At 55.5% G+C, this 21,205-nt stretch carries 24 protein-coding genes, 1 tRNA gene and 1 pseudogene; 13 read left to right on the top strand and 13 right to left on the bottom strand.

The annotated features are described in order from the left end of the window. Window positions 1–80: 80 nt before the first annotated feature. Complete coding sequence (locus AC2FJ6_RS04250) at window positions 81–968, bottom strand: LysR family transcriptional regulator (RefSeq protein ID WP_170770093.1); 888 nt, start codon at window positions 966–968, stop codon at window positions 81–83. A 145-nt stretch (window positions 969–1,113) separates the two neighbouring features. On the opposite strand from AC2FJ6_RS04250, the gene AC2FJ6_RS04255 reads away from it, so the two are divergent. The 3 genes and pseudogenes from AC2FJ6_RS04255 to AC2FJ6_RS04265 all read left to right on the top strand — a co-directional run bounded on the left by AC2FJ6_RS04255 (window position 1,114) and on the right by AC2FJ6_RS04265 (window position 3,051). After that, a complete protein-coding gene (locus AC2FJ6_RS04255; protein WP_170770091.1) occupies window positions 1,114–1,962 on the top strand; it encodes a TauD/TfdA dioxygenase family protein in 849 nt (282 codons plus the stop codon). Between the two features lie 135 nt (window positions 1,963–2,097). Continuing rightward, window positions 2,098–2,406: pseudogene (locus AC2FJ6_RS04260) on the top strand (alcohol dehydrogenase catalytic domain-containing protein); the annotation flags it as partial. A gap of 138 nt (window positions 2,407–2,544) precedes the next feature. Continuing rightward, the gene (locus AC2FJ6_RS04265; RefSeq protein WP_331252087.1) at window positions 2,545–3,051 is read left to right on the top strand and encodes a zinc-binding dehydrogenase; all 507 of its coding nucleotides are present in this window, start codon (window positions 2,545–2,547) and stop codon (window positions 3,049–3,051) included. A 147-nt stretch (window positions 3,052–3,198) separates the two neighbouring features. On the opposite strand, the gene AC2FJ6_RS04270 is transcribed toward AC2FJ6_RS04265, so the two are convergent. Then, window positions 3,199–3,789, bottom strand: coding sequence for a hypothetical protein (locus tag AC2FJ6_RS04270; protein WP_170770088.1), 591 nt, complete (start codon window positions 3,787–3,789; stop codon window positions 3,199–3,201). A 77-nt stretch (window positions 3,790–3,866) separates the two neighbouring features. Here AC2FJ6_RS04270 and AC2FJ6_RS04275 point away from each other — a divergent pair, with 77 nt between their 5' ends. Then, window positions 3,867–4,430: a Crp/Fnr family transcriptional regulator gene (locus tag AC2FJ6_RS04275; RefSeq protein WP_170770087.1), complete on the top strand. Its 564-nt coding sequence runs from the start codon at window positions 3,867–3,869 to the stop codon at window positions 4,428–4,430. Window positions 4,431–4,665: 235 nt separating this feature from the next. On the opposite strand, the gene AC2FJ6_RS04280 is transcribed toward AC2FJ6_RS04275, so the two are convergent. From AC2FJ6_RS04280 to AC2FJ6_RS04295, 4 genes are all read right to left on the bottom strand, one after another. Continuing rightward, window positions 4,666–5,445: an IclR family transcriptional regulator gene (locus AC2FJ6_RS04280; protein ID WP_170770086.1), complete on the bottom strand. Its 780-nt coding sequence runs from the start codon at window positions 5,443–5,445 to the stop codon at window positions 4,666–4,668. Window positions 5,446–5,456: 11 nt separating this feature from the next. Beyond that, on the bottom strand, window positions 5,457–6,815 hold the full coding sequence (locus AC2FJ6_RS04285) for a TRAP transporter large permease (protein ID WP_170770085.1): 1,359 nt from the start codon (window positions 6,813–6,815) through the stop codon (window positions 5,457–5,459). Beyond that, entirely contained in the window at window positions 6,815–7,480 is a 666-nt protein-coding gene (locus tag AC2FJ6_RS04290) for a TRAP transporter small permease (protein WP_170770084.1), read from the bottom strand. The genes AC2FJ6_RS04285 and AC2FJ6_RS04290 overlap by 1 nt, the downstream gene beginning before the upstream one ends. A gap of 67 nt (window positions 7,481–7,547) precedes the next feature. After that, window positions 7,548–8,786, bottom strand: a complete 1,239-nt coding sequence (locus tag AC2FJ6_RS04295; RefSeq protein WP_170770083.1) for a TRAP transporter substrate-binding protein — start codon at window positions 8,784–8,786, stop codon at window positions 7,548–7,550. A 107-nt stretch (window positions 8,787–8,893) separates the two neighbouring features. Between AC2FJ6_RS04295 and AC2FJ6_RS04300 the strand changes: the two genes are divergently transcribed. The 3 genes from AC2FJ6_RS04300 (at window position 8,894) to AC2FJ6_RS04310 (ending at window position 11,605) form a co-directional block, all read left to right on the top strand. Then, window positions 8,894–10,489 (top strand): GMC family oxidoreductase, encoded by a 1,596-nt coding sequence (locus tag AC2FJ6_RS04300; protein ID WP_496668489.1) that lies wholly within the window; start codon window positions 8,894–8,896, stop codon window positions 10,487–10,489. Beyond that, entirely contained in the window at window positions 10,482–10,748 is a 267-nt protein-coding gene (locus AC2FJ6_RS04305) for a helix-turn-helix domain-containing protein (protein WP_170770081.1), read from the top strand. Before AC2FJ6_RS04300 ends, AC2FJ6_RS04305 begins: the two co-directional genes overlap by 8 nt. Before the next feature lie 359 nt (window positions 10,749–11,107). After that, a complete protein-coding gene (locus AC2FJ6_RS04310) occupies window positions 11,108–11,605 on the top strand; it encodes a hypothetical protein (protein WP_170770080.1) in 498 nt (165 codons plus the stop codon). Between the two features lie 534 nt (window positions 11,606–12,139). Here the strand turns inward: AC2FJ6_RS04310 and AC2FJ6_RS04315 are convergent. Further along, window positions 12,140–12,215 (bottom strand) — tRNA-Thr (locus AC2FJ6_RS04315). Window positions 12,216–12,379: 164 nt separating this feature from the next. On the opposite strand from AC2FJ6_RS04315, the gene AC2FJ6_RS04320 reads away from it, so the two are divergent. Continuing rightward, window positions 12,380–13,288, top strand: a complete 909-nt coding sequence (locus AC2FJ6_RS04320; protein WP_170770079.1) for a hypothetical protein — start codon at window positions 12,380–12,382, stop codon at window positions 13,286–13,288. A 48-nt stretch (window positions 13,289–13,336) separates the two neighbouring features. On the opposite strand, the gene AC2FJ6_RS04325 is transcribed toward AC2FJ6_RS04320, so the two are convergent. Next, window positions 13,337–13,606 carry a DUF2312 domain-containing protein gene (locus AC2FJ6_RS04325; protein ID WP_170770078.1) on the bottom strand — a complete coding sequence of 90 codons (270 nt, stop codon included), beginning with the start codon at window positions 13,604–13,606 and terminating at the stop codon, window positions 13,337–13,339. A 163-nt stretch (window positions 13,607–13,769) separates the two neighbouring features. Here AC2FJ6_RS04325 and AC2FJ6_RS04330 point away from each other — a divergent pair, with 163 nt between their 5' ends. Then, window positions 13,770–13,988, top strand: coding sequence for a hypothetical protein (locus AC2FJ6_RS04330; protein WP_170770077.1), 219 nt, complete (start codon window positions 13,770–13,772; stop codon window positions 13,986–13,988). Window positions 13,989–13,997: 9 nt separating this feature from the next. Here the strand turns inward: AC2FJ6_RS04330 and AC2FJ6_RS04335 are convergent, their stop codons facing one another. Continuing rightward, window positions 13,998–14,213 (bottom strand): hypothetical protein, encoded by a 216-nt coding sequence (locus AC2FJ6_RS04335; RefSeq protein WP_170770076.1) that lies wholly within the window; start codon window positions 14,211–14,213, stop codon window positions 13,998–14,000. A gap of 244 nt (window positions 14,214–14,457) precedes the next feature. On the opposite strand from AC2FJ6_RS04335, the gene AC2FJ6_RS04340 reads away from it, so the two are divergent. The 4 genes from AC2FJ6_RS04340 to AC2FJ6_RS04355 are packed head-to-tail and all read left to right on the top strand — an operon-like array spanning window position 14,458 to window position 16,638. Continuing rightward, a complete protein-coding gene (locus tag AC2FJ6_RS04340; protein ID WP_170770075.1) occupies window positions 14,458–15,321 on the top strand; it encodes an MBL fold metallo-hydrolase in 864 nt (287 codons plus the stop codon). A gap of 22 nt (window positions 15,322–15,343) precedes the next feature. After that, complete coding sequence (locus AC2FJ6_RS04345) at window positions 15,344–15,766, top strand: YeeE/YedE family protein (protein WP_170770074.1); 423 nt, start codon at window positions 15,344–15,346, stop codon at window positions 15,764–15,766. Continuing rightward, window positions 15,766–16,197: a DUF6691 family protein gene (locus AC2FJ6_RS04350; RefSeq protein ID WP_170770073.1), complete on the top strand. Its 432-nt coding sequence runs from the start codon at window positions 15,766–15,768 to the stop codon at window positions 16,195–16,197. The genes AC2FJ6_RS04345 and AC2FJ6_RS04350 overlap by 1 nt, the downstream gene beginning before the upstream one ends. Window positions 16,198–16,206: 9 nt before the next feature. After that, window positions 16,207–16,638 carry a protein tyrosine phosphatase family protein gene (locus tag AC2FJ6_RS04355; protein WP_170770072.1) on the top strand — a complete coding sequence of 144 codons (432 nt, stop codon included), beginning with the start codon at window positions 16,207–16,209 and terminating at the stop codon, window positions 16,636–16,638. A gap of 9 nt (window positions 16,639–16,647) precedes the next feature. Here AC2FJ6_RS04355 and AC2FJ6_RS04360 read toward each other — a convergent pair whose 3' ends face one another. From AC2FJ6_RS04360 to AC2FJ6_RS04375, 4 genes are all read right to left on the bottom strand, one after another. Beyond that, a complete protein-coding gene (locus tag AC2FJ6_RS04360) occupies window positions 16,648–17,721 on the bottom strand; it encodes a FliM/FliN family flagellar motor C-terminal domain-containing protein (RefSeq protein ID WP_170770071.1) in 1,074 nt (357 codons plus the stop codon). A 73-nt stretch (window positions 17,722–17,794) separates the two neighbouring features. Continuing rightward, on the bottom strand, window positions 17,795–20,473 hold the full coding sequence (locus tag AC2FJ6_RS04365) for a sensor histidine kinase (protein ID WP_170770070.1): 2,679 nt from the start codon (window positions 20,471–20,473) through the stop codon (window positions 17,795–17,797). Then, window positions 20,461–20,772 (bottom strand): hypothetical protein, encoded by a 312-nt coding sequence (locus tag AC2FJ6_RS04370; protein ID WP_170770069.1) that lies wholly within the window; start codon window positions 20,770–20,772, stop codon window positions 20,461–20,463. Before AC2FJ6_RS04370 ends, AC2FJ6_RS04365 begins: the two co-directional genes overlap by 13 nt. Beyond that, window positions 20,769–21,149, bottom strand: a complete 381-nt coding sequence (locus AC2FJ6_RS04375) for a response regulator transcription factor (RefSeq protein ID WP_170770068.1) — start codon at window positions 21,147–21,149, stop codon at window positions 20,769–20,771. Before AC2FJ6_RS04375 ends, AC2FJ6_RS04370 begins: the two co-directional genes overlap by 4 nt. Between the last annotated feature and the right edge of the window lie 56 nt (window positions 21,150–21,205).

The following is a 21,205-nucleotide window of genomic DNA, read 5'->3' on the forward strand; positions in this document are numbered from 1 at the left end:
ACCCAAGCCCAGTTTTGACTCCCAGTTTTCTTAGTTCAATTGGTCGAAAACATCTTGTGGATACCTACTGGAGTGCCAACTCACAGACAAACCCGTTGACTATCTGCTGCTTCCAATAGCGCCGCTGTAACTGCGTCGATCATTTTGGTGTGAGGCGATGCCGTCATACTTACTAAGCCAACAATGCGTTCTGGTCCCTTCTGTTCAAGGGGGATCCTTTTGAGCCGCAGATGGTCATATGTCGTTAAACGGTTGTCTGGTATGATTGACACGCCAAGTTCAGCGGCCACCATACTTGAGATTGCTTCAAGACTCTCAAGCTCCATCGCGTCTTTGACTTCAATGCCCTTTCTTTGCAGCCAAGTCTCGATTTGCCTTCCTACAACCGCATCACGCGTAAAGCGAATAAACGGTGACGCAACAAGCAATTCTCTCGAAGGTAAATCTGGGGTGTTTTCCGAGACAAGCAGGACCAATTTTTCAGATACAATTTCTGAGAATTCCAATGTGTTTGGCAGAACATCTGGTCGGGAAATGATCGCCGCTTGAATCTGCCCGCGGTCCAACTGTAGCAAAAGCTGATTGGTCAAACCTGGAACAATCCGTACAAGGATGTCCGGATGCACGGACTTTAGCCTCGCCAACGCAGTTGGCACTAATCCAGTCAGGGTCGTTGGAACGGCCCCCAAAGTTATTTCACCAGAGAGTTCGTTGTTCGACTTCACCCTTTCCGCCAAACCGTCATATGCGGCCACCACCGCAGCAGCCTCTCCGACGAACGTTAGCCCGGTATGAGTAAGTTTGGGCGACTTGGATGATCGGTCAAATAGTTCGAGCCCCAACGCGACCTCCAGATTCCGCATCTGGTGACTGACCGCCGACGGAGTTAGATGCTCCGCCTCAGACGCGGCACGGAAGCTACCATGTCGATGAACTGCGATTAGAGTTCGCAGTGCCCGAATACTCATCCCGATAACCTCGCTAGCGCTAAAACCGTGTTCATTATGTGAAAATTTTTTCACTTATTAGTCAAAGATTTTTCGTTTTTGTTCATTTTTGTTGATGTGTACCATGCACACAGCACGCCTTATGAAACCAAACCCAGAGGTGCTTATGGTTGCTCCCAAATCCAACGCCTATACTTCCATCGTCGCCAAACCCTTCGCTCCAAACCTCGGGGCTGAGATCTACGGAGTCGACCTAAGCCGGCCTGTGCCTGACGACCAGTTTGCAGAGATCTGCGACGCTTTTCACACCTACCAGGTGCTGTTCTTCAAAGAGCAGAAGGAAATACCACCTGCGCAGCACATTGAATTTGGGAAACGCTTTGGGCCGCTTCACGCACACCCCGCGGCCCCAACGATGGACGGGTATCCGGAGATTTTCGAAATACATGCAACTAAGAATTCCAAGGTAGCAAACGGTGAGTTCTGGCACTCTGACGTCTCTTGCGATGAGACACCGCCCCTTGGAACTATGCTGCAAATCCATATTGCACCACCCTGTGGCGGGGATACCATGTTCAGTGATATGTATGCGGCCTACGATGATCTTTCGGAACCGATAAAAGATATGATCAACGGGTTATCTGCACTTCATAGTTCCGAGCATATCTACAAAGGCCGCTATAGCGACCGGGGGCAAAAAGACAGCGAAATTGACTGTCCCGAAGCAGTTCATCCGATCGTCAGGACCCATCCGGAAACGGGCCGAAAGTCGCTGTTTGTGAATCGAACATTTACAACAAAGATTTTGGGCTTGTCGGAAAAGGAAAGCGACGCGATCCTCAACATGCTTTTCGAGCATGCGGAACAGATCAACTATCAAATCCGGTTCAGGTGGTCACTTAACGACATGGCCTTTTGGGACAACCGGTGCTGTATGCATCGTGCGATCTGGGACTATTGGCCCGCTGAGAGAAAAGGGCGACGTGTGACCGTGAAAGGCGATAGGCCTGTCTAGACTCGACCGAACCGAATTGCTGGATCAAAGAAACCGAATCTTTAGGAGCGATAAGTGCGAGCTGCAGTCGTAAGAAAGTTTTGTGAAGATCTTTCGATTGAGACGGTCCCGGATCCAACCTGCCCAGACAATGGAGTGGTCCTGGAGGTCGCAGCCTGTGGAGTATGCCGCTCGGATTACCATGGATGGTCTGGCGCGCACCCCAAAGTTCAAAATGGCTCCATCTTAGGGCACGAATATTGTGGAACTGTGGTAGAGGCAGGGCCTCAAGCGAAGCACAGCGTTGGTGACCGCCTCATAGCGCCATTCATCTTGGGTTGCGGCAGCTGCAACGCTTGTCAAACAGGCGTAGCAAACACTTGTGCTAACCAAATCGTTCCAGGATTTGGAACGCCAGGTGCCTATGCAGAATATGTCGCTGTGCCGTTTGACCATAACTTAGTTCACTTGCCAGAAACGCTCTCTTCTTCCTTGGCGGCAGGGCTCGGGTGTCGTGTAACCACTGCTTGGCATGCTTTGACAGACCGTGCAGATGTCGCAGCTGGTGAATGGGTGGCTGTCCACGGTACAGGAGGTATTGGCTTGTCCGTTCTTCTATTGGCAAAAATGCTTGGATGCCGAGTTGTCGTAGTGGATGTGGTTGAAGAGAAACTTGAGCATGCAAAGCTCAACGGCGCAGACGCTACAGTAAATGCCAGCAAAGAAGACGCCGCAGCAGCGATCCTAGATATCACGGATGGAGGAGCACAGGTTTCCATAGAAGCGCTGGGGATCGAAACAACGACGAACGCATCCTTAGAGTGTCTCGCCATACTTGGTCGACACGTGCAAATTGGTATGCCTTCGGGCGACGGCCAGATGCAGGTAAACATGCGTGCAATCTATTCCAAACAACTCTCGTTTTTCGGCACTCGTGGTATGCCTTCGTGGAAATACCCACGCCTTCTAGGAATGATCGAGCGTGGCGAAGTAGATATCCAGCCAATGGTCGCCAGAGAGGTCCGATTGGAAGAGGCCAGCAATGAACTTCGCGCAATGAATGGACCAACTTCCCCAGGAACCGCTGTTATCACAAGGTTTCAGCCGTGATCAGCGCAAACGCCTGATAGGTATTTATTCAGTCATTCTCTCTGTCATCGTGCGCCCCTTCGCAAATTCAGATACTCACGCAAACTGGCTGTTCAGGGTAATGCAATGAGCGCCTGCTTTGGGCTCGGTGCAGACGTTCAGCAGAATTCAGTGAGCGTCCGCTGTGCGGACGAAGTCGCCATTGTCCGCCTGGGGACAAAGGTCCGCTTTGGGGAGACGCGCCCAGAGAAACCCAGTCAGAAGCGAAAGCAGTACAGCCAAAGTTGTCAGGGCCGATTTAACAATTGTGGCTGTACTGGCGGCATACACCAGTGCACTTGATACCTCTGGCCAACTCCAAATCATGGCCGCGATTCCAATGTTTTCGAAATAGTCGAACAAGGCGCAGCCAACCGAGAGAATTATGCCAGAGCGAACAAGCTTGCTGTCGGGCATACGTCGCCCGAACCAGCTAAACGTGGTTATCAAAGTCAGCGCGAGCATAGCCGGGTAAAATGTATCCAGAGAGAGCTGGTAACTAAGATAATACTCGCGCCCTTCCGCTCTTAAGGCTTCAAGAAGCGACGCGGCGTCTTTGGGATTGTAGCCGAGCGGACGCATGTCGAATGGGACGTGCCCCGAGACAGCTTCGATGTGAGCAAGCGTGACGCTGATCATCAGCACGTAGATGACTAAAGCAATCAACCCGCAGCCAACGGCGGCAAAACCGATGTACCTTGAAAGAATTGTGTGAATCATTTTGGGAACTCCTTGATCTGTGCCAAGTTGCCCTTGGGTGAAGCCACACGCATTATCATTTGATAAGGCAAACCAAGATGGATCTACGGAAATTTCTCGCACAGTCTCCTGACCTGCCTGATATGAGTTTTGCAGACGGTTTTGCGTCTCAGTGGAGAAGTAAGCGTTTGAACAAGGGCGCGCGCCTTGCCCACCAAGAACAACCTGAATCAGATGAGTTCATTCTTTTGGATGGGTGCCTAGCCAGCAGCATTTGTGACCAAGAAGGCAAGGAAGTATGCGTTGGGCTCCATGTAGGTCCTTGCGTTGTCACGCCGAATATCGCGCGAACGCGGGATGGAGTGTCCCTTGTGTCCATCGAGGCAACCAAAGACGCTTCGCTTTATTGGATCAATACTGATCGGCTTACGAACCTGATGATTGAGTCTGAACCAATCCGAAACTGGGCAAATGGTATTCTACGAGACGCATTGAGTGAAAAGGCGGAACGCGAATGGTGTCTCGCCGCTCTTGGCGGGGCGGAGCGGCTGAACTGGTTCCGCCAAGCATTCCCCAGCTATGAAGACATTTTCACTCATTCGTTGATAGCATCCTTTTTGGGGATCACGCCTGTCACGATGAGCCGTCTACGCGCTAGGTAGAGAGCAAAAAGAAGGGCGGAACTCACGATTTGGAGAATTCTACCGTCGCCTGCGGAAACCCAACAAGGCAACTCGGTTGAACTATTGGGACTCTCAGAGGCGATATACATTCAAATAACCGACTTTCCTTGAGCCCGCGTAAGCGGGTGAAGGTTGTTGATATCTGGAAAATAGATAGGGGCGCGAACAATACCGGTGTAGGCAAAAAACTTGCTACAGCACTGCGAAGAGCCAATCAGGAACAAAGAAGGTTCGACAACTTTTCGGCTCCACCATTCAGGACAGGAAGGAATTGGAGCAACCCTTGCAGTTCATGACGTTGCGTTGGGGCATGAACCGACAAAGTGGCGACCAACCTGCCCGTCTCGTCCTGAATTGGCACGGCAACAGCGGTCATGCCGGACATGAATTCTTCGTCATCAGTCGAATAATTTCTGGCAGAAATCCGGTTCATTTCGGCCCGCAATGCCTCCGGTTCGGTCAGTGTATGCGGCGTCTGGGCGTCCAGCCTACCAGCGGCCAGATAACCGTCCAGAACTTGTTGCCTAAGCGTCGACAAGTACATCTTGCCGCTAGCGGTGCAGTGAAACGGCACTTGCGTCCCGATCGGCAATTGAATGCGCAAAGGCCACTTTGTCTCGACCCGGTCAAGATAGATCATCCCTTCGCGGTCGGGGATCGCCAGATTGCACGTTTCGCCGATCTCATCCGCCACGCCGCGCAAAATTGCTAGTCGCGCCGTACGAAGATGTTCCGATGACACTGTATTCACGGAAAGCTGGCGCAGGCGAGGCCCCGGTCCGAAAGACCGCCCATCCAGATCGCGCTGCAGAAACCCTTCGGCTTCGGCGGTTTGCAGCAGGCGATGGATCGTCGGTTTTGCCAAGCCCAGAGTTTCGATTAAATCCGATGGCTTCACCGCGACCCCACGCCGGGCGATTTCCTCAAGGATCGCCAATAGGCGCAGGTTTGTCGGTATCTGAGTTTCTTTTTCGGGTGCATCAGTATAGGCCATCCCGGTACATTCTAGTTGTTTGGCAGCAGGATCAAGGCCAGATCAGGTACCAGTGACACCAGTATCCAAACTGATAGCAAAGCCACTAGATACGGCACCGTGTAGCGCAACAATCTGAAATAGGGCACGCCGGTCACGCCGGACGCCACGTACAAGTTCAATCCATAGGGCGGGGTGATGAAACCGATGGATGCCCCAACCAGAAAGATCACCGAGAAATGGATTGGATCGACGCCAACAGACGCTGCTATGGGGGCCAGGATCGGCGCAAGAATGATCGTGACAGGTAGGCTTTCCAACACCATGCCGGAAAAGAATACGATCACCATCGAGGTAAACAACACTGCGTGGTACCCGCCCATTGAGGTGACAAAATCACCGATCGTCTGCTGCGCCCCCAGCAACGACAGGATTTGCTGCATCACGACAGACACTGCAATCAGCGGTGCAAGGATACCAGTGATCTGCGCAGATCGGATCACGATCGAGGGGATCTCGGGGATGGTAAACCCTTCAACGACGAACATCTCGGCATAGGTTTTCTCGGTCGGCGGAATATTGTTGCGCGCGCCCATGATGCGGTTAATCGGATAGCTGACCAGCCCGGCAATCACACAGAATCCGACAGTCACGCCGGCGGCTTCGGTGGGTGAAAACTTGCCGGTGTAGATGCCCCACAGTACTAGGCCGATGGCAAAGAACCCAAGCCATGCGCCAAAGGCGGTTTTCAGGATGCGGTTAAGTTGCAACGGGATCAGATAGCCCCAACCGTTGATGCGGCAGATGATCCAACAGGCCAGTTGCATGCCCATCACCATCAGCGCGCCGGGCAGAATGCCGGCCACGAACAGCTCGGAGATTGGCAGGTTCATCAGGAACCCGTAGACGATGAAAATAATCGACGGCGGTATGATGATGCCGACCGTACCACCCGCCGCAGCGGTTGCGGCACTAAAGCGCTCGTCATAACCGCCCTTGACCATTTCCGGGTGCAGCATCGACCCGATCGTCGCGGTGGTTGCCGAGTTTGAGCCGGAAATCGCCGCGAACAACCCGCACGCTCCCAGCGAGGCCATCGCAAGCCCGCCGCGTATCCAGCCCAGACAGGCATAGGCAAAGTCGCTTAGCCGGCGCGCAATACCGGATTTGTTGATCAGGTCACCGGTCAGAATGAACAACGGCATCGCCAACAGGGCGAAGCCCTTGTTGAACACGTTCAAGAGTTCCGCTCCCATATTGTCCAGCGTCAGGCCAAGGACAAAAGAACAGCCGATCACCCAATAGCTGATGACCAGCAGAACCGGCACGCCCAGCATGAACAGAAAAGTGACCCCTATCGAGATCAGAGTTACCCAGGTTCCGTCCGCCATCAGTCCGATCCTATCACCGCCTGCTGAAGCAGTGGCTTACCTGTTTTCCAGTTGTCAAAATCATCTGCCAGGTTCTGAAACACCCGCCCAACCATTAGGAAGAACGACAGCGGCGCGGCCAGAAGGAACCACCATTGCATGATGTTGTCGGTTCCGAGCACGATCTGAAAATTCGAAGCCGAAAGCGCCACCAGACGTGTCGTTGTCACGATGACAATGACTGCGAAAATGAACCAAAGAACAGCGTCCAATATCAGACAGGCCAGCTGCGCGCCGCGCGGCATCCCCGTGCGAAATTCAGTAAAGCTCAGATGTGTACGCAGGCGCACGTTGTAAGACGCCCCAAACCAGGCCATCACCATGAACAACAACGGCGGGATGGTCGTCGACCACGGTTCCTGATCGTTGAACACAAACCTGTCAATAACACCCCAAAAGATGATCAGCGCGATGGCCAGATAGGAGTACACCATGACCGAGCGTTCAAGCTGGCGCTCGATGAACGGTACTTTTCGGTAGATCATCATGATTAGCAAACCGCCGAGCGCGGCGACCACCGTTCCGACTACCCAAGCCGCGTCAGACCGCAGTGCGGTTTGAATCTCGAATGAATCCCGGCTGAGTAAGGCGCTGAAAATTGCGCCAATATCTGCCCACAGCGACATGAACCCCGTCCTCCCAGTCGGTGTTTAGTGGAACTGGCCCGCGAAGGGACCGGTTCGTTCAGTTTAATCAGGCAGTGCCCATCCACCAACGGCGGGGTTCGACATTTTCAGGCAGCATGTCCGCCGGAATCTCGCGCGCGATGTCGTAGATTTCCTGATAGGTATCGATGCCACCTGCCCAGTTGTTCAGACGCTCACGCCATTGCGCCCAGGGTTCAGGGTTGTAGTTCGGCGCACACATTTCTTCGGCAAGTTTGATCTGATCATCAGCCAAGAACGCGGCCCGTACACCGTTTTCGGCAAAGATCGTGTTCGGCAGTTGTGGGTCCGAGAAGCCCACGGTGTTCAGCAACGCAGCCTCGTTCGCACCTTGAATGAGCGCTTGTGTGAAGTACGAGGATTCCATGACGGCGTCCTGAAGCTCTCCGCTCAGGCTGTCGAACACCTTTGCTGACATCGAGGTGTGTTCAGTACCACAGAAGAACTTAAGGTTCACCGACTGCGACACAACTGGGGCCATGTTGGCATAAGCCACGGCAGAGGCCCAAGTCTCGGCCCCATCGATCAGACCAGTTTTCAACGCATCCAACGTCTCTTCCCACGCGACAGGCACTGGGTTCAGGTTCAGCAGCTGCATTGCGATCCGACCAAGTTGTGTGCCGGTCACGCGGTTCTTAGTACCGAACAACTCTTCCAGCTTTGTAACAGTTGGTTTGTCTGCAAAGTTAGAACCCATCTGAAGGCCACGCAGTTCACAATGGGTGAACAAGAACTTCAGCCCATGGCGCTTCTCAAGGGGGTCTCGTAAGATGCGCTGACTGGCGGGGCTGTAAAAGAAATGATACTGCGCTGCGCGGCTGGGGAACATATAGGCATAGTCCAACACGTTCAAATACGGCGCGCCGCCTGCCGAGTTCTGGGTTGAAGCGGCATAGATGTCGACGATTCCCTGCTGAGTCTTCTCGACGCAGCTCAGCTGACCGCAGATCTGGTTGTCGCCGATGAACTCGATGCGAATCTCACCGTCTGTTCGCTCTTCGAGGTCGCGCGCGAACTCGATGGCACCGGCCCGTTCGATCAAAAGGTTGCGGGTATTGAAGCCGGCCGCACCGAATTTCAGCGTGTGTTTGGGCTCCTTCGAGAACCTCTTTTCATAATTTGACTCAGCGGCTTGCGCCAGATTGGCGAGGCTCATCGCGCCGCCAAACCCACCAGCTGCCAGCAGAGTCGAGCTCATGCCATAGCGCCCTGCCACACGGAAGAAATCCCGCCGTGAAATGCCACTCAGTTTCCGTCCGATCTCCATTGCTATCCTCCCGTTTCGCAATTATTGAGACGTTTTGTATCAAAAAATGCTAGTATAGTTCTGGCAATTTGCATAGAGTTTTTTGACGACTTTGGGAGGAGACGGTCATGGAAGTGGATTATGCGGTTGTCGGGGCGGGGTCTTCTGGCTGTGTCATTGCCAACCGCCTAAGCGCTGATCCCAACACCAAAGTCGCCCTGCTTGAAGCGGGCGGGCCAGATACGAACCCGTGGATTCACATCCCTGTTGGGTATTTCAAAACCATGCACAACCCGGCGGTCGACTGGTGCTACCGCACCGAACCCGACCCAGGGTTGAACGGTCGTTCCATCGACTGGCCGCGCGGCAAAGTACTGGGTGGATCATCCTCGCTAAACGGTCTCCTTTATGTACGCGGACAAAAAGAGGACTACGACCGCTGGCGCCAGATGGGCAATGTCGGCTGGGGATGGGAAGATGTGCTGCCCCTATTCAAACGCAGCGAAGATCAGGAACGCGGCGAGGATGCCTTTCACGGCACAGGCGGCCCGCTGTCAGTATCGAATATGCGTATACAACGTCCGATCTGCGACGCCTGGGTCGCCGCTGCGCAATCCGCGGGCTATCCGTTCAACCCGGACTACAACGGTGCGGAACAAGAAGGCGTCGGGTATTTTCAACTGACGACGCGCAACGGTCGCAGGTGCAGCGCTGCGGTGGCTTATCTCAAGCCGGTCCGCGACCGCACCAATCTGAATATCATCACCCACGCTATGGTGTCGCACGTCACATTTAACGGCAAAAAAGTGACCGGACTGGAATATCGCGACCGATCTGGAGCTGTGCAGAAAATCACCGTTCGTCGCGAGATCATTCTGTCCGGCGGAGCAATCAACTCGCCGCAGATATTGATGCTATCGGGCATTGGTGATCCCGATCACTTGAAGGATAACGGGATTGAGCCGATCCACGCGTTGCCTCGCGTTGGCAAAGGTTTGCAGGATCACCTGCAGGCGCGACTTGTATTCAAATGCAACGAGCCCACGCTGAATGACGAAGTGCGTAGCCTGTTCAATCAGGCCCGGATTGCGCTGAAATATGCGTTGTATCGCGCAGGTCCCATGACCATGGCCGCTAGCCTTGCCACCGGGTTTCTGAAAACGCGCCCCGAAGTGCAAACGCCCGATATCCAGTTCCACGTCCAGCCGTGGTCGGCGGACAGTCCTGGCGAGGGGGTACACCCGTTTTCTGCCTTTACCATGTCGGTTTGCCAATTGCGCCCGGAAAGCCGAGGCGAGCTGCGCTTAAATGGACCCGATCCATCTGAATATGTCAAAATCTTCCCGAATTACCTGTCTACGGAAACCGACTGCCGGACGATCGTGGACGGTGTGAACATCGCTCGAAGGATTGCACGACATAACCCATTAGCGTCAAAAATTTCGGAAGAGTTCCGGCCTGACGCGCAGCTATCCTGCGATGATTACGAAGGCACACTGGACTGGGCACGGTCGAATTCTGTTTCGATTTACCATCCGACGGGCACTTGCGCGATGGGCGCGTCGGGCGATGCAGTCGTAGACCCCAAACTGAAAGTCAACGGAATAGAAAATCTGCGGGTCGCTGATTGCTCGATCATGCCAGAAATCGTCAGCGGAAACACCAACGCACCTGCGATCATGATCGGTGAAAAGGCGAGCGATTTAATACTTGCGGATGCCTGACCACTCGGCACGTGCGATCACTTCGGACAGGAGCACGGCGACAGCGGGCGGCCCCAACCGAAGCAACTTGGCTGCGCGTCTCAAAGATGTCCGACTAAAAAAGGGATACACTCTAAAGGCTTTGGCCAATGCATTGGGTGTCGAACACCACACTATGATCAGCCAAATGGAACTTGGCAATGTGGCAGTACCTTCGAACCTATGGGTAACACTTGCCGAACCTCTCAATTTGGATCGCTATATCTGGGTGCGTCTTTGAACCCAAGAATATCATCCCGACATGCATTGGTCGCTCTTGGCAACCTGAGCCGCCGGGAAGTAGCGAACTTCTTGGATGCCTTGCGCAAGGGGCAACTGAATGACTTGCTGAAACAGCAGAACCAACAACCCAAACCAAAATCCACACCTGAAGACCTGACCTCTGCATGCCCAGCGCAAAGCGGATCGATTTGACGTGTCCGAAGTTCGGATGCGCTGGATCTTCTTGGTGTCTAAAGAAAGAGCCCAATGAATATCTCCAAACACAAAGGCAGCTCGTACTACTACAAGTTCATGATCGGCGGGTAAGAGTACAAGGCCAGTACCAAGCGCAAAGACTAGGCTATTGCTAAACGCGTCATGCCGGTCGAATACAGCGAGGTCATGGCCATTCGCCAACATGGGGAGAAGCCGGAGAAAACGCTCCGAGACGCCTGTGCGCTCACGGTGGCCAGTGTCCAAAGTCGGACCAAAGAAAGCTACCAATACAACATGAACAAAATGCTAGGGCTGACCAATTTCTTCCACGGCCACTGTTCGCTTGATCCGGACCGTCCTCTTTCTCCTTGGACCGGTGGCGACGTGGATCACCTAAGGATGGCACGTCGGGCAGAAGGTATGACGGCAAACACGACTAGAGTCGAACTTCGCTTTCTCAAGCGAGTGAACAACTTTTGCAAAAAGAAGAACAAGGTGAACCCTGACCTGGATACTGAATTCGACCGTGGCTTAGTGAAATGCCAAGTTTTTTCTGAAACCAAAGAAAATGCCATTCCCCAGTTTCCCAACGCCAAGGCATCTGAGGGAAACGCCGCATATCAGAAGGCGGCCGATCTGTTCGACTACCTAAAAAAATAAAGGTTTAAGGCTGATTGAAGCCATTCTGGTCGAGTAAGCAGATATGATCTGGAAAACAGAGCAACCAGCAACCGGGGCCACAAAACCAAGAAGTCCGTGTTAGTCCCAATCAGCGACCGGCTCTACGACGTTTTTTACAAGGCTCCCTGAGCAGCCAAAGCCTTTCGTCTCAATGGACCGGGCCGTCAAACACCAGCGGCAAGCCTAACGGACAACTAAGTTTCAAGTGCCTGTGTGTTGGCGGAGAAAGGAGCGGCAACAATTCACTCCTGCAGGGATACCTATGCAACTCGGATGCTGAACAAAGGTACTCGACCTGAGGAAGTGTCTCATCTCTTAGGTCACTGGACGGTCACTCCGACACAAAAAAACGCCAAGTTCGCGAATCTGACCACGTCAGACAAAGCGCGCGAATTGCTAAACGCAGCCTAAGGCAAAACCGAAAGCGTCCCAAATTCCGCCCCATTCTGAACTTACTGCACTGGGTCAAATCACCCTGATGGGTGTTAAGACTCAGTTTTTTAAGGAATTTTCTGGTGCCCCCACACGGACTCGAACCGCGGACCTACTGATTACAAATCAGTTGCTCTACCAGCTGAGCTATAGGGGCACTGGGTGTCGATTACTTTCTCTGCCACGCGACTGCAAGCCCGAAATTTCACCGCAACTTAGGGAAATTCTTGTTTCGTCGTTGGGCGAGGCAAGCGAACGCTTAGTCGAGGCGGGTTTGACTGCGCGAGTTGCAACCTGTAACCCGACAAACGAGGCAAGAAGATGCAGGGACAAGAGCCGGATATGCAGGTTGCGATCCACGCCGGGGCCGCTTTTACGGATCAAGGGCGGCTGCAAAGGTCGCTTCAGGCGAATGGTGCGTTGCTCAGCGAGTGTGGCGCGCGGTTCTTTGGCCCTCGTCGGTATCGTCAGTATTTCAAACCGAATTTCGGCGGGCCGGATATTCGAACTCTGTCACCTGACGCAATCAAGAAAATGCGACTGGCCTTGCCTGTGGACGCGGCGGCCAAGCGTGCCATTTTCATGAACGACAATTTCGTGGGTGATCAGGGGAATCTTCTGCGCGACGGCCAACTTTATCCCGATGCCGGGCGCAGGATGGCGCTGTTGCAGCAGGCCTTTCCAGAAGAACCTATAAATCTGTATTTCGCCCTTAGAAATCCGGGCAGTTTCATCCCGAAACTGCTGATGGCCCTGCCCGACCCAGATCGGGAAGAGATTCTGCGCACAACAGACCTAAGCTGTCTGAGCTGGATTGGCTTGATCGAGGATATTCGTGATCTCGCCCCGGATGTGAAGATTACGCTTTGGTGCAACGAAGACACCCCCTTCATCTGGGGCAATGTTGTGCGCCAAGTCAGCGGGATACCCGAAACCGCAGCCCTGACCGGAGAATATGACCTGATCTTGTCGTTGTTGACTGCAGAGGGGCAAGTTCTGGCGCAAGCAGCCTTGGACACTGAAGCCAACGATCCTGAAGCCCTTCAGGTCCAGTTGTTCCACATTTTTGAGGAACACGCCGAAACGGACAGGCTTGAAGAGGAGCTTGAGCTTCCCGGATGGAACGCAGAAATCGTTGATGCATTCTCGGAGCTGTACGAACAGGACGTAGCTCGGTTGGCAAATATGAGCGGGGTTCAGGTTCTGAGCCCGCGCAACGCGCCCCTCTAGGTATTGAGGGATGGGCAAACGCCGGGTGTGGGCGTTTGCAAAGGGCCTTTAGCTCATGCCAAGCGCTTCTTTGTACATTTCAAGGACCGCCTCTTCCTCGGCGATGTCGTCCTTGTCGCGTTTACGCAGGGCAATGACCTTGCGCATCACCTTGGTGTCGTAGCCGCGGGCCTTGGCTTCGGCCATAACCTCTTTCTGCTGCTCTGCGATGTCTTTTTTCTCGGCATCCAGACGCTCGAACCGCTCGATAAATTGGCGCAGTTCTCCGGCGGTCACGCGGTAATTGGCGGTGGCCTGGTCTTCGGTCATTTCTTCCATCTACGTCTCTCCCAGAGGTTGCGGTCCGGCCGCGGTGGCAGCGGCAATATGCCGGATACATCGCACCCGCCGGCACCGCAAGCGGTCAATCGCAGGCCGGGCTTGTGCGCCACAATGCGATCCGGTAAGCGCAATGCGCATCGGCAAAAGATTGCGAGGCCAAATGTTCGAACTCATCACCTGGGGCGGAGCCGCCCTGTCGCTTGCCGGTCTCCTGGGGCTGGTCTGGTGTATCCTGCGCGTGATGAAGGCCCGCAAATCGGGCCTGTCTGATGATGAACTGCGCGCCGTTGTTCAGGGGGTTCTGCCGTGGAATCTGGCATCCCTGTTTTTGTCGGTCCTAGGCCTGATGCTGGTGATCCTGGGAATTTCGTTCAGCTAAACCTGTACGTCATACTGGCAAGTTGTCGAACTGCGCTTCCATTGCATCTTCGCAAAGGGCCGCATCCAGGCGACGCAGCCGCGATGGCACGTGAACGCCCTGCTGGCGCATCCGATCGATTACCTTTGTAACGCTAGGCTGCAAGGCCAGACGAGTTTCCAGACAGGCACCCTGCAACTTTTCTTCCAGTTGTGCGGCTTCGGAATACAAATTGCTTGTAGACATCGTCATCCTCCCAAATGCTGTCTGACTACACCCATATAGGTAACTGTTTTAAGACTAGCTGATCCACGCCCGCGGTCGCGCATAAACTTGCCGTTACGTAAGGCAAAATCGGCGGCGAATTGCGGAACGGTTAAAGTCTAGTCGATTTCCGGCTAATCTGCCTTGACAGGCATCAAGTCACGCAAGCTTGATTGCGATATATTCCAGACTTACTATATAAAGAGAAAGACAAGCGGAGGGCAAGATGACACCCAAGGTCAAGGCATTTTTCGACACCGATACATTCACGGTGTCTTATCTGGTGCAAGAACCCGAAGGCACAGCCTGCGCGATTATCGACAGCGTTCTGGATTTCGACCATGCCTCGGGTCGCACGAGCACCAGTTCAGCCGACGAGATCATCAGCCATGTCCGCGCCAACGGGCTGAAGGTCGAATGGATTTTGGAAAGTCATGTCCATGCCGACCACCTGTCGGCTGCGCCTTACCTTCAGCAGGAACTGGGTGGGAAAATTGGCATCGGCGACCAGATCGTCACCATTCAGGAAACCTTCGGCAAAATCTTCAACGAAGGGACCGAGTTTCAGCGCGATGGCAGCCAATTCGACGCCCTGTTCCGCCAAGGCGACAGTTTTCACATCGGCCAGATGCGGGGTGATGTCCTGCATACGCCCGGCCACACTCCGGCTTGCATGACCTATGTGATCGGCGATGCGGCTTTTGTCGGCGATACCCTGTTCATGCCCGATTTCGGAACCGCGCGCTGTGACTTTCCCGGTGGGTCCTCGGAGGTCTTATATGACTCGATTCAAAAGATCCTTTCCCTGCCCGACGAGACTCGGATCTTTGTTGGTCACGACTACAAAGCCCCCGGCCGCGATGAGTTCGCGTGGGAAACCACCGTGGGCGAACAAAAGGCGCTGAACGTGCATATCGGTCAGGGCCGCCCGATCGAAGAATTCGTCGAGATGCGGGATGCGCGCGATGCGACCCTGGGAATGCCGCGTCTGATCCTTCCTTCCCTTCAAGTCAACATGCGGGCCGGCCAGATGCCACCAGCGGACGAAAAAGGCGATGTTTTTCTGAAGGTTCCACTGAACAAGCTGTAACGATCCGTCGAAAGGGCAAACAATGCAAACGGAATGGATTTGGGGATTTGGCGGCGGCCTGATGATCGGGATGGGCGCTGCCATTTACCTGTTGGGTAACGGTCGCATCATGGGGGCCAGCGGTATTTTAGGCGGGCTGATCGACGGCTCGGACCGTACAAAAGAGCGACTGGCCTTTATCGCAGGACTTGTCGGAATGCCCCTGATTCTCAGCCTGCTTCTATCTCCCGCGCCCGCGACACATCTGACAGGCAATCTCTCGGTCGTCATTATTGCGGGCCTGCTGGTTGGGGTCGGCACTCGGATCGCCAATGGCTGCACGTCGGGGCATGGGGTTTGCGGCATCTCCCGGTTTTCGCTGCGCGGCATCGTGGCGACGGTAATTTATATTGGCGCCGGTGCCGTAATCTTGGTGTTCCTGCGCCACCTGCTGGGGTTGATCTGATGCGTATGGTGATTTCCCTCCTTGCAGGGTCCCTTTTCGGCGCGGGGCTGCTTTTGTCGGGCATGACCGACACCACCAAAGTTCAGGGTTGGTTGGACATTTTCGGAAATTGGGACCCGACGCTGGCCTTTGTGATGGGCGGCGCGATCGTGCCCATGTTCTTTGCCTGGCGACTGGCCGAGCACCGCCGCCCGTTGACTGGCGGGACGTTTCCGGCCCCATCCGCTCCCGAGCTTGACCGCAACCTGATCATCGGCTCGGTTATGTTCGGGATGGGTTGGGGGCTGTCGGGCCTGTGCCCTGGACCGGCCATTGCGTCGATCTCATATGGGGGAGTTGGCGGGATTGTGTTCCTTCTTGCGATGATTGCGGGGATGTATGCGGCCCCTGCGGTGGGGTCGAAACTGGACAGGGCGGCCAACGCGGCCTAATCAAACAGGATGGAGATTCGCCCCATCACCCCCCGCTACGCCGTCTCGCCGCAAATCACGGTCGAGGATGTCCCAGCCATTGTCGATGCAGGTTTCGTGAAGGTTATCTGCAACCGCCCGAATACTGAGGTGCCGGTCGATATGCAGTCTGACGCAATCGGTCAGGCTGTTCGGGCGGCAGGGCTGGAATATGAGATTCTGGAACTGACCCACCAGACGATGACGCCGGAAAACGTGACCCGTCAGCGTGACCTTGCCGAAAACTGCACCGGGCCGGTTCTGGCCTATTGCGCCTCTGGCACGCGATGCTCGGTTGTCTGGGCCTTGGGACAATGTGACCGGATGAGCACCGATGACATTCTAGAGGCCACAACCAAGGCGGGTTACGCACTGGAGAACCTGCGCCCGACGCTGGACCAAATTCGCGGCTCGACAGACTGATCTACCGCTTTACCCAAATGCATCCGGGTTGTTTTCCAAACCAGCGAGTTTGGAAATTTCGGCGGCGATCTGATCAGAGTCGTTGAATTCCAGTGTCTCTGCTGTCAGATCGGGCGCCTTTATCGAGGGCTGACCTTCTTGCCTCGCTGTTTCTGTGTGGTGAGGTTGCTCGGTGGCCAACCGGGCTTCCAGAAACTCTTCGGTATTGGCCAGTGCTGGCAGTGGTGCATATTCATTTAACCGCACTGCTCGCATCCCGCCACATTGGCCCAATCGTCCGACCGCGGCACGGGTGCGATCTATGGTCAGAACCTCGGCCCGATCCAACCGGGAGCCGGTAAGCGGCAATACATCGCCCGCCGAGAGCCCCGACAATGCAGCCAGCGGCAGGGTCATTCGGCAAATCACCGTGTTCAATTCGGCCCGCACAACCCCGGTTGCCTGCTCCAGGCTCGGCCCCGAGGGGTCTTCGGGCACAATTTCAGCATCCGTGCCCGCCCGCTCGGGCAAAAGCAGTGCAATATGGCCCTGACGCAACCCGCCACTCAATTCGACCGTCAGATCAAAGGTCAAATATGCGTCCTCAACCATGGCCAGGGACAACGATCGCATATCAGCAAGACGGGCTTTGAATTCATAGCCGGTTAGGCCAGGCTGGCCGCCAGTGGGATCGGCTAAAGCATCGGCGCGACGCAGTGCCTCTTCGACCATTGGCGCGACCATGGCGGCATCCGTGTCTGTGAACGAACGACCGGAAGGAGGGTCAGGCATGACCTCTCCGATCGTTTGCACCTGAAGGATGGCCGATACCACCCCGATATCCATACATACCGCTGCCGCGACCCCATCGGGATCTGAGAAGCGCAACAACAACCAATCGTCGCCTGCAAAATCGCCCAGTACATCCGGAGATCTTGCTGACTGCTTCGCCCCGATGACTGAAAGAGGTAAGTTCAACCGATCCCCCGCGGCGCGGGCAAACCCCAGCCGAAAAGCGCGCAGGGCAGAACGAGGGCCATCCCCCTGCCCTTCTTGCCCGACCGAGAGTTTGCGCGCCAACACCGCGTTGACCGGTTGTGCCATAGCCTAAACCGCCAATTTACTTCATCTTCTCTGGTCTAACCCAGCGGCGGTTACCAATGTCTTTACAAAAAAGCTATTGCGCGGCCTGCCGATAGGCCAACGGCACGCGAACGCGGAACGCTGCGCCGCCTTGACCGGGCAAGTAGGTGATCTCTCCGCCAAGGCGCTGCATGATTTCCCGGCAGATCGCCAGACCCAATCCCGCCCCGCCGGCTTTGTCACCGCCGATCCGCGCGAATTTCTCGAACACCATCGACTGTGCCTCGGGAGGAATGCCGCTGCCGTTATCGGTGAAATCGACCACGACTTGTCCCCCTACATCATGGGCGGAAATCGTCAGAACCGGCTCATCCGCGTCGCAATACTTCTGGGCGTTCGTGATCAGATTGATGAAGACCTGCCCCAGACGGTCAAGATCAGTATGGAGCGGCAGGCGTTCAGACGCGATTGAACGCCGAACGGTCAAGGTATGGCTTCCTCCGGCCAAAGCGCTGGAAACAGCCCGATCCAGCACGGACCGCAGCGTATCGCCACCCATGTTCAAACTGACCCGACCGCTTTCCAGAACGCTGAGGTCCAACAAATCGTCCAGCAGCCGCGTCAGGCGCAGCGCCTCGTCATGGATGATGGCGGCATAGCGCGTCTGTTCCTGGACGCTCAGCCCGTCCGTGTCGCGCATGATCTCGGAAAACGCCCGGATCGAGGTCATGGGGGTGCGCAATTCATGGCTGACCTGGCTGAGGAAACTGTCTTTCTGCTCTGAGATTTGGGTCAGCTTGGTATTGGCCTCGCGCAGTTGCCGTGCAGTGCGGCTGAGTTCGGCTGACTTCACCTCAAGCTGGCTGGAATATTCCAACAATTGCGCCGATTCGTCGGCCACCGCCAGCAAGTCTTCGACCGAAACCGACGAGCCTCCCACGATCTGACCGATCATCGCGTGGGCCGTCGCCGCCCCGACCGAACCGCTAAGTTCCCGTTCCAGCCGCTCCAGAAAGGCAGGTGTCGGCTCGGGTAGGCGCGTGCGGCCACCCTGTTGTTGGGCTTCGGCCTGAAAGAATTCCTGCGCAGGACCGGCCCCCAGAATCCGCTGGGTCATGATCATCAGGTCTTCGCTTTGTGCGACCGATCCACTCCAGCCACGTGGGGCAACGGAATGGTCAAATACATTGACGAATTGCGCGCCCTGCAACCGTTCCAGCGGGCTGGGAAAGCTCAGCAGCGAAGCCACGCAGAACGCCACCGTGTTCAACGACAGCGACCACATCACCGCGTGGACCATTGGATCCATGCCCTCGATCCCGAACAGCGCCTGCGGGCGTAACCAGCCCAGCCCGAAAGGTCCGTGCTGCAAGACGCTTTCGGTCATCAGGACACCGCCCATTCCGGGCAGCAACAACGTATATATCCAAAGCAGAAACCCGGTCGTCAGCCCCACAAGCGCGCCCGTCCGCGTGGCCCCTCTCCAGAACAGCCCGCCGACCAAAGCGGGTAAGATTTGCGAAATTCCGGCAAAAGCCACCAACCCGATTGACGCAAGCGCCGCTCCTCCTCCTGACAATCGGTAATAATAGTACCCAAACGCCATGATCACTGCGATAGACACGCGTCGCGCCATCAAAACAACGTTGCGCACATCGCCCGAGACGGATCCGCCCCCCTCCTGCGTGCTCAGCCAAATGGGCATAACCACATGGTTCGACACCATAGTCGACAGCGCCATGGCGGTGACGATCACCATGGATGTGGCCGACGAAAATCCTCCGATAAATGACAGCATGGCCAGCCATTCATTGCCCTGCGACAGCGGTACCGTCAGCACAAACAGATCGGGGTTCGAGCCGTCGGGCAACAGGTCAAGCCCGACCACAGCGATCGGCACCACGAACAGGCTCATCAACAGAAGATATAGCGGAAAGGCCCAGGCGGCAGTCCTCAGATGCGCTTCATCTGCGTTCTCGACGACCATGACCTGAAACATGCGGGGCAGACAGACAAAGGCCGCAGCGGACAGAAAGACAAAGGTTGTCCAGCGACCGGCATCGACGTTCCACTGACCTATCTCCGAGGCGTCAATACGGTCCATCATTGGCACGACACCGCCGGCAATGCCCCAGACGACAAAGATGCCCACCGCCAGAAGCGCAAAAAGTTTGACGACGGATTCAACCGCAATTGCAGTGACCACGCCGTGGTGGCGCTCGTTGGCGTCCAGATTTCGCGTTCCAAACAAAATGGCGAAAACAGCCAGCCCTGCCGCAACCCAAAACACGCTTGATCCTTCGCGGTAAAGCCCTGTGGGGTCGGCCTCGGCAAAGATCGAAAAGGACAGAGTGATGGATTGCAGTTGCAGCGCGATATAAGGCGTGCCGCCTAGCACAGCCAGTATGGTCACGCCGATTGCCAGCGTGTTCGACTTGCCATACCGGGACGAGATCAGGTCGGCGATTGACGTCACCCGCTGACTGCGCCCCACCCGCACCAGTTTGCGCAGACCCCACCACCAACTGATCATCACCAGCGTGGGGCCAAGATAGATCGTAACGAATTCCAGCCCCGAGCGGGCAGCATTGCCTACAGCGCCGTAAAAAGTCCAGGCAGTACAATAGATTGACAGAGACAGCGTATAGATCAGAGGTGAGCGCAACCACGCACCCTTGCCTGCCGCCGCCAACCGGTCTGCCGCAAAAGCGACGCCAAACAACAGCACGACATAGCCCAGACAAACAAGGATTAGAACGTTCAGCGTTGCCATTTGTCCGCATCCGATTCGGCGTCATCTCGGCTAGCGCTGCGCCTAGCTGCGAAGCCAAAGATCAAGCTGACCCCGATCAGCAGGCCCCAGCAAAAGAAAATGTAGAACATGGCCGAGGACAGGGGCACACCGTTGTCGCCTTCGGATTCCGGCCACAGCAACGGAATGGCGATCAGCGCAGCCCCCAGAATCGGAAGCAGTCGCGCGGCGTCCATCAGCCGGCGGCGGCGGTAACTCTGGCGTTCCAGAAACAGCGAAGGCCGAACGCCCGGAGGCTGTCGATCCCCGCCGTTGCTCATGATTGCGTGGCCTGAGCGTGCAAGTCGCGTACGGCTGTCAGCACCTCGGCATTGGAAAACGGCTTAGTCATAAAGCGGCTGACCCCAGCGTTTTCAGCCATCTCGCGGTCGCGCGATTGCCCGCGTGCGGTCAGCATCAAAACCGGCAAGCTGCGCATATCGTCCAGTTCGCGCAGGTCACGCAGAATATCCATGCCACTTTTGCCCGGCAACATGACATCAAGAATCACCAGATCAGGCTGTGCGCCCTGGATCACCTCGATCGCGTCCGTCCCTTCCGAGTGCGTTTCGACCTGCCAACCCTCACGCGTCAACAGGAACCGAATGGCCTCGGCAATGTTGGGCTCATCCTCAATCAACAGAACCTTGCGGCTCATTTGTCGTATTCCTCCCCGAGACGGATCATCCATCCACAAACCGTCAGCGCCAGCTT

The organism is Ruegeria sp. CDSA089, assembly GCF_059612205.1.

Bases quoted from the DNA above. Each gene is read 5' to 3' on its own strand.
- AC2FJ6_RS04255 (WP_170770091.1), top strand. From the start codon at position 1,114: ATGGTTGCTCCCAAATCCAACGCCTATACTTCCATCGTCGCCAAACCC.
- AC2FJ6_RS04300 (WP_496668489.1), top strand. From the start codon at position 8,894: ATGGAAGTGGATTATGCGGTTGTCGGGGCGGGGTCTTCTGGCTGTGTC.
- AC2FJ6_RS04375 (WP_170770068.1), bottom strand. From the start codon at position 21,149: ATGAGCCGCAAGGTTCTGTTGATTGAGGATGAGCCCAACATTGCCGAG.
- AC2FJ6_RS04325 (WP_170770078.1), bottom strand. From the start codon at position 13,606: ATGGAAGAAATGACCGAAGACCAGGCCACCGCCAATTACCGCGTGACC.
- AC2FJ6_RS04290 (WP_170770084.1), bottom strand. From the start codon at position 7,480: ATGTCGCTGTGGGCAGATATTGGCGCAATTTTCAGCGCCTTACTCAGC.
- AC2FJ6_RS04285 (WP_170770085.1), bottom strand. From the start codon at position 6,815: ATGGCGGACGGAACCTGGGTAACTCTGATCTCGATAGGGGTCACTTTT.
- AC2FJ6_RS04360 (WP_170770071.1), bottom strand. From the start codon at position 17,721: ATGGCACAACCGGTCAACGCGGTGTTGGCGCGCAAACTCTCGGTCGGG.
- AC2FJ6_RS04270 (WP_170770088.1), bottom strand. From the start codon at position 3,789: ATGATTCACACAATTCTTTCAAGGTACATCGGTTTTGCCGCCGTTGGC.
- AC2FJ6_RS04345 (WP_170770074.1), top strand. From the start codon at position 15,344: ATGCAAACGGAATGGATTTGGGGATTTGGCGGCGGCCTGATGATCGGG.
- AC2FJ6_RS04365 (WP_170770070.1), bottom strand. From the start codon at position 20,473: ATGGCAACGCTGAACGTTCTAATCCTTGTTTGTCTGGGCTATGTCGTG.
- AC2FJ6_RS04335 (WP_170770076.1), bottom strand. From the start codon at position 14,213: ATGTCTACAAGCAATTTGTATTCCGAAGCCGCACAACTGGAAGAAAAG.
- AC2FJ6_RS04250 (WP_170770093.1), bottom strand. From the start codon at position 968: ATGAGTATTCGGGCACTGCGAACTCTAATCGCAGTTCATCGACATGGT.
- AC2FJ6_RS04275 (WP_170770087.1), top strand. From the start codon at position 3,867: ATGGATCTACGGAAATTTCTCGCACAGTCTCCTGACCTGCCTGATATG.
- AC2FJ6_RS04355 (WP_170770072.1), top strand. From the start codon at position 16,207: ATGGAGATTCGCCCCATCACCCCCCGCTACGCCGTCTCGCCGCAAATC.
- AC2FJ6_RS04340 (WP_170770075.1), top strand. From the start codon at position 14,458: ATGACACCCAAGGTCAAGGCATTTTTCGACACCGATACATTCACGGTG.
- AC2FJ6_RS04295 (WP_170770083.1), bottom strand. From the start codon at position 8,786: ATGGAGATCGGACGGAAACTGAGTGGCATTTCACGGCGGGATTTCTTC.
- AC2FJ6_RS04310 (WP_170770080.1), top strand. From the start codon at position 11,108: ATGCCGGTCGAATACAGCGAGGTCATGGCCATTCGCCAACATGGGGAG.
- AC2FJ6_RS04330 (WP_170770077.1), top strand. From the start codon at position 13,770: ATGTTCGAACTCATCACCTGGGGCGGAGCCGCCCTGTCGCTTGCCGGT.
- AC2FJ6_RS04320 (WP_170770079.1), top strand. From the start codon at position 12,380: ATGCAGGGACAAGAGCCGGATATGCAGGTTGCGATCCACGCCGGGGCC.
- AC2FJ6_RS04350 (WP_170770073.1), top strand. From the start codon at position 15,766: ATGCGTATGGTGATTTCCCTCCTTGCAGGGTCCCTTTTCGGCGCGGGG.
- AC2FJ6_RS04370 (WP_170770069.1), bottom strand. From the start codon at position 20,772: ATGAGCAACGGCGGGGATCGACAGCCTCCGGGCGTTCGGCCTTCGCTG.
- AC2FJ6_RS04280 (WP_170770086.1), bottom strand. From the start codon at position 5,445: ATGGCCTATACTGATGCACCCGAAAAAGAAACTCAGATACCGACAAAC.
- AC2FJ6_RS04305 (WP_170770081.1), top strand. From the start codon at position 10,482: ATGCCTGACCACTCGGCACGTGCGATCACTTCGGACAGGAGCACGGCG.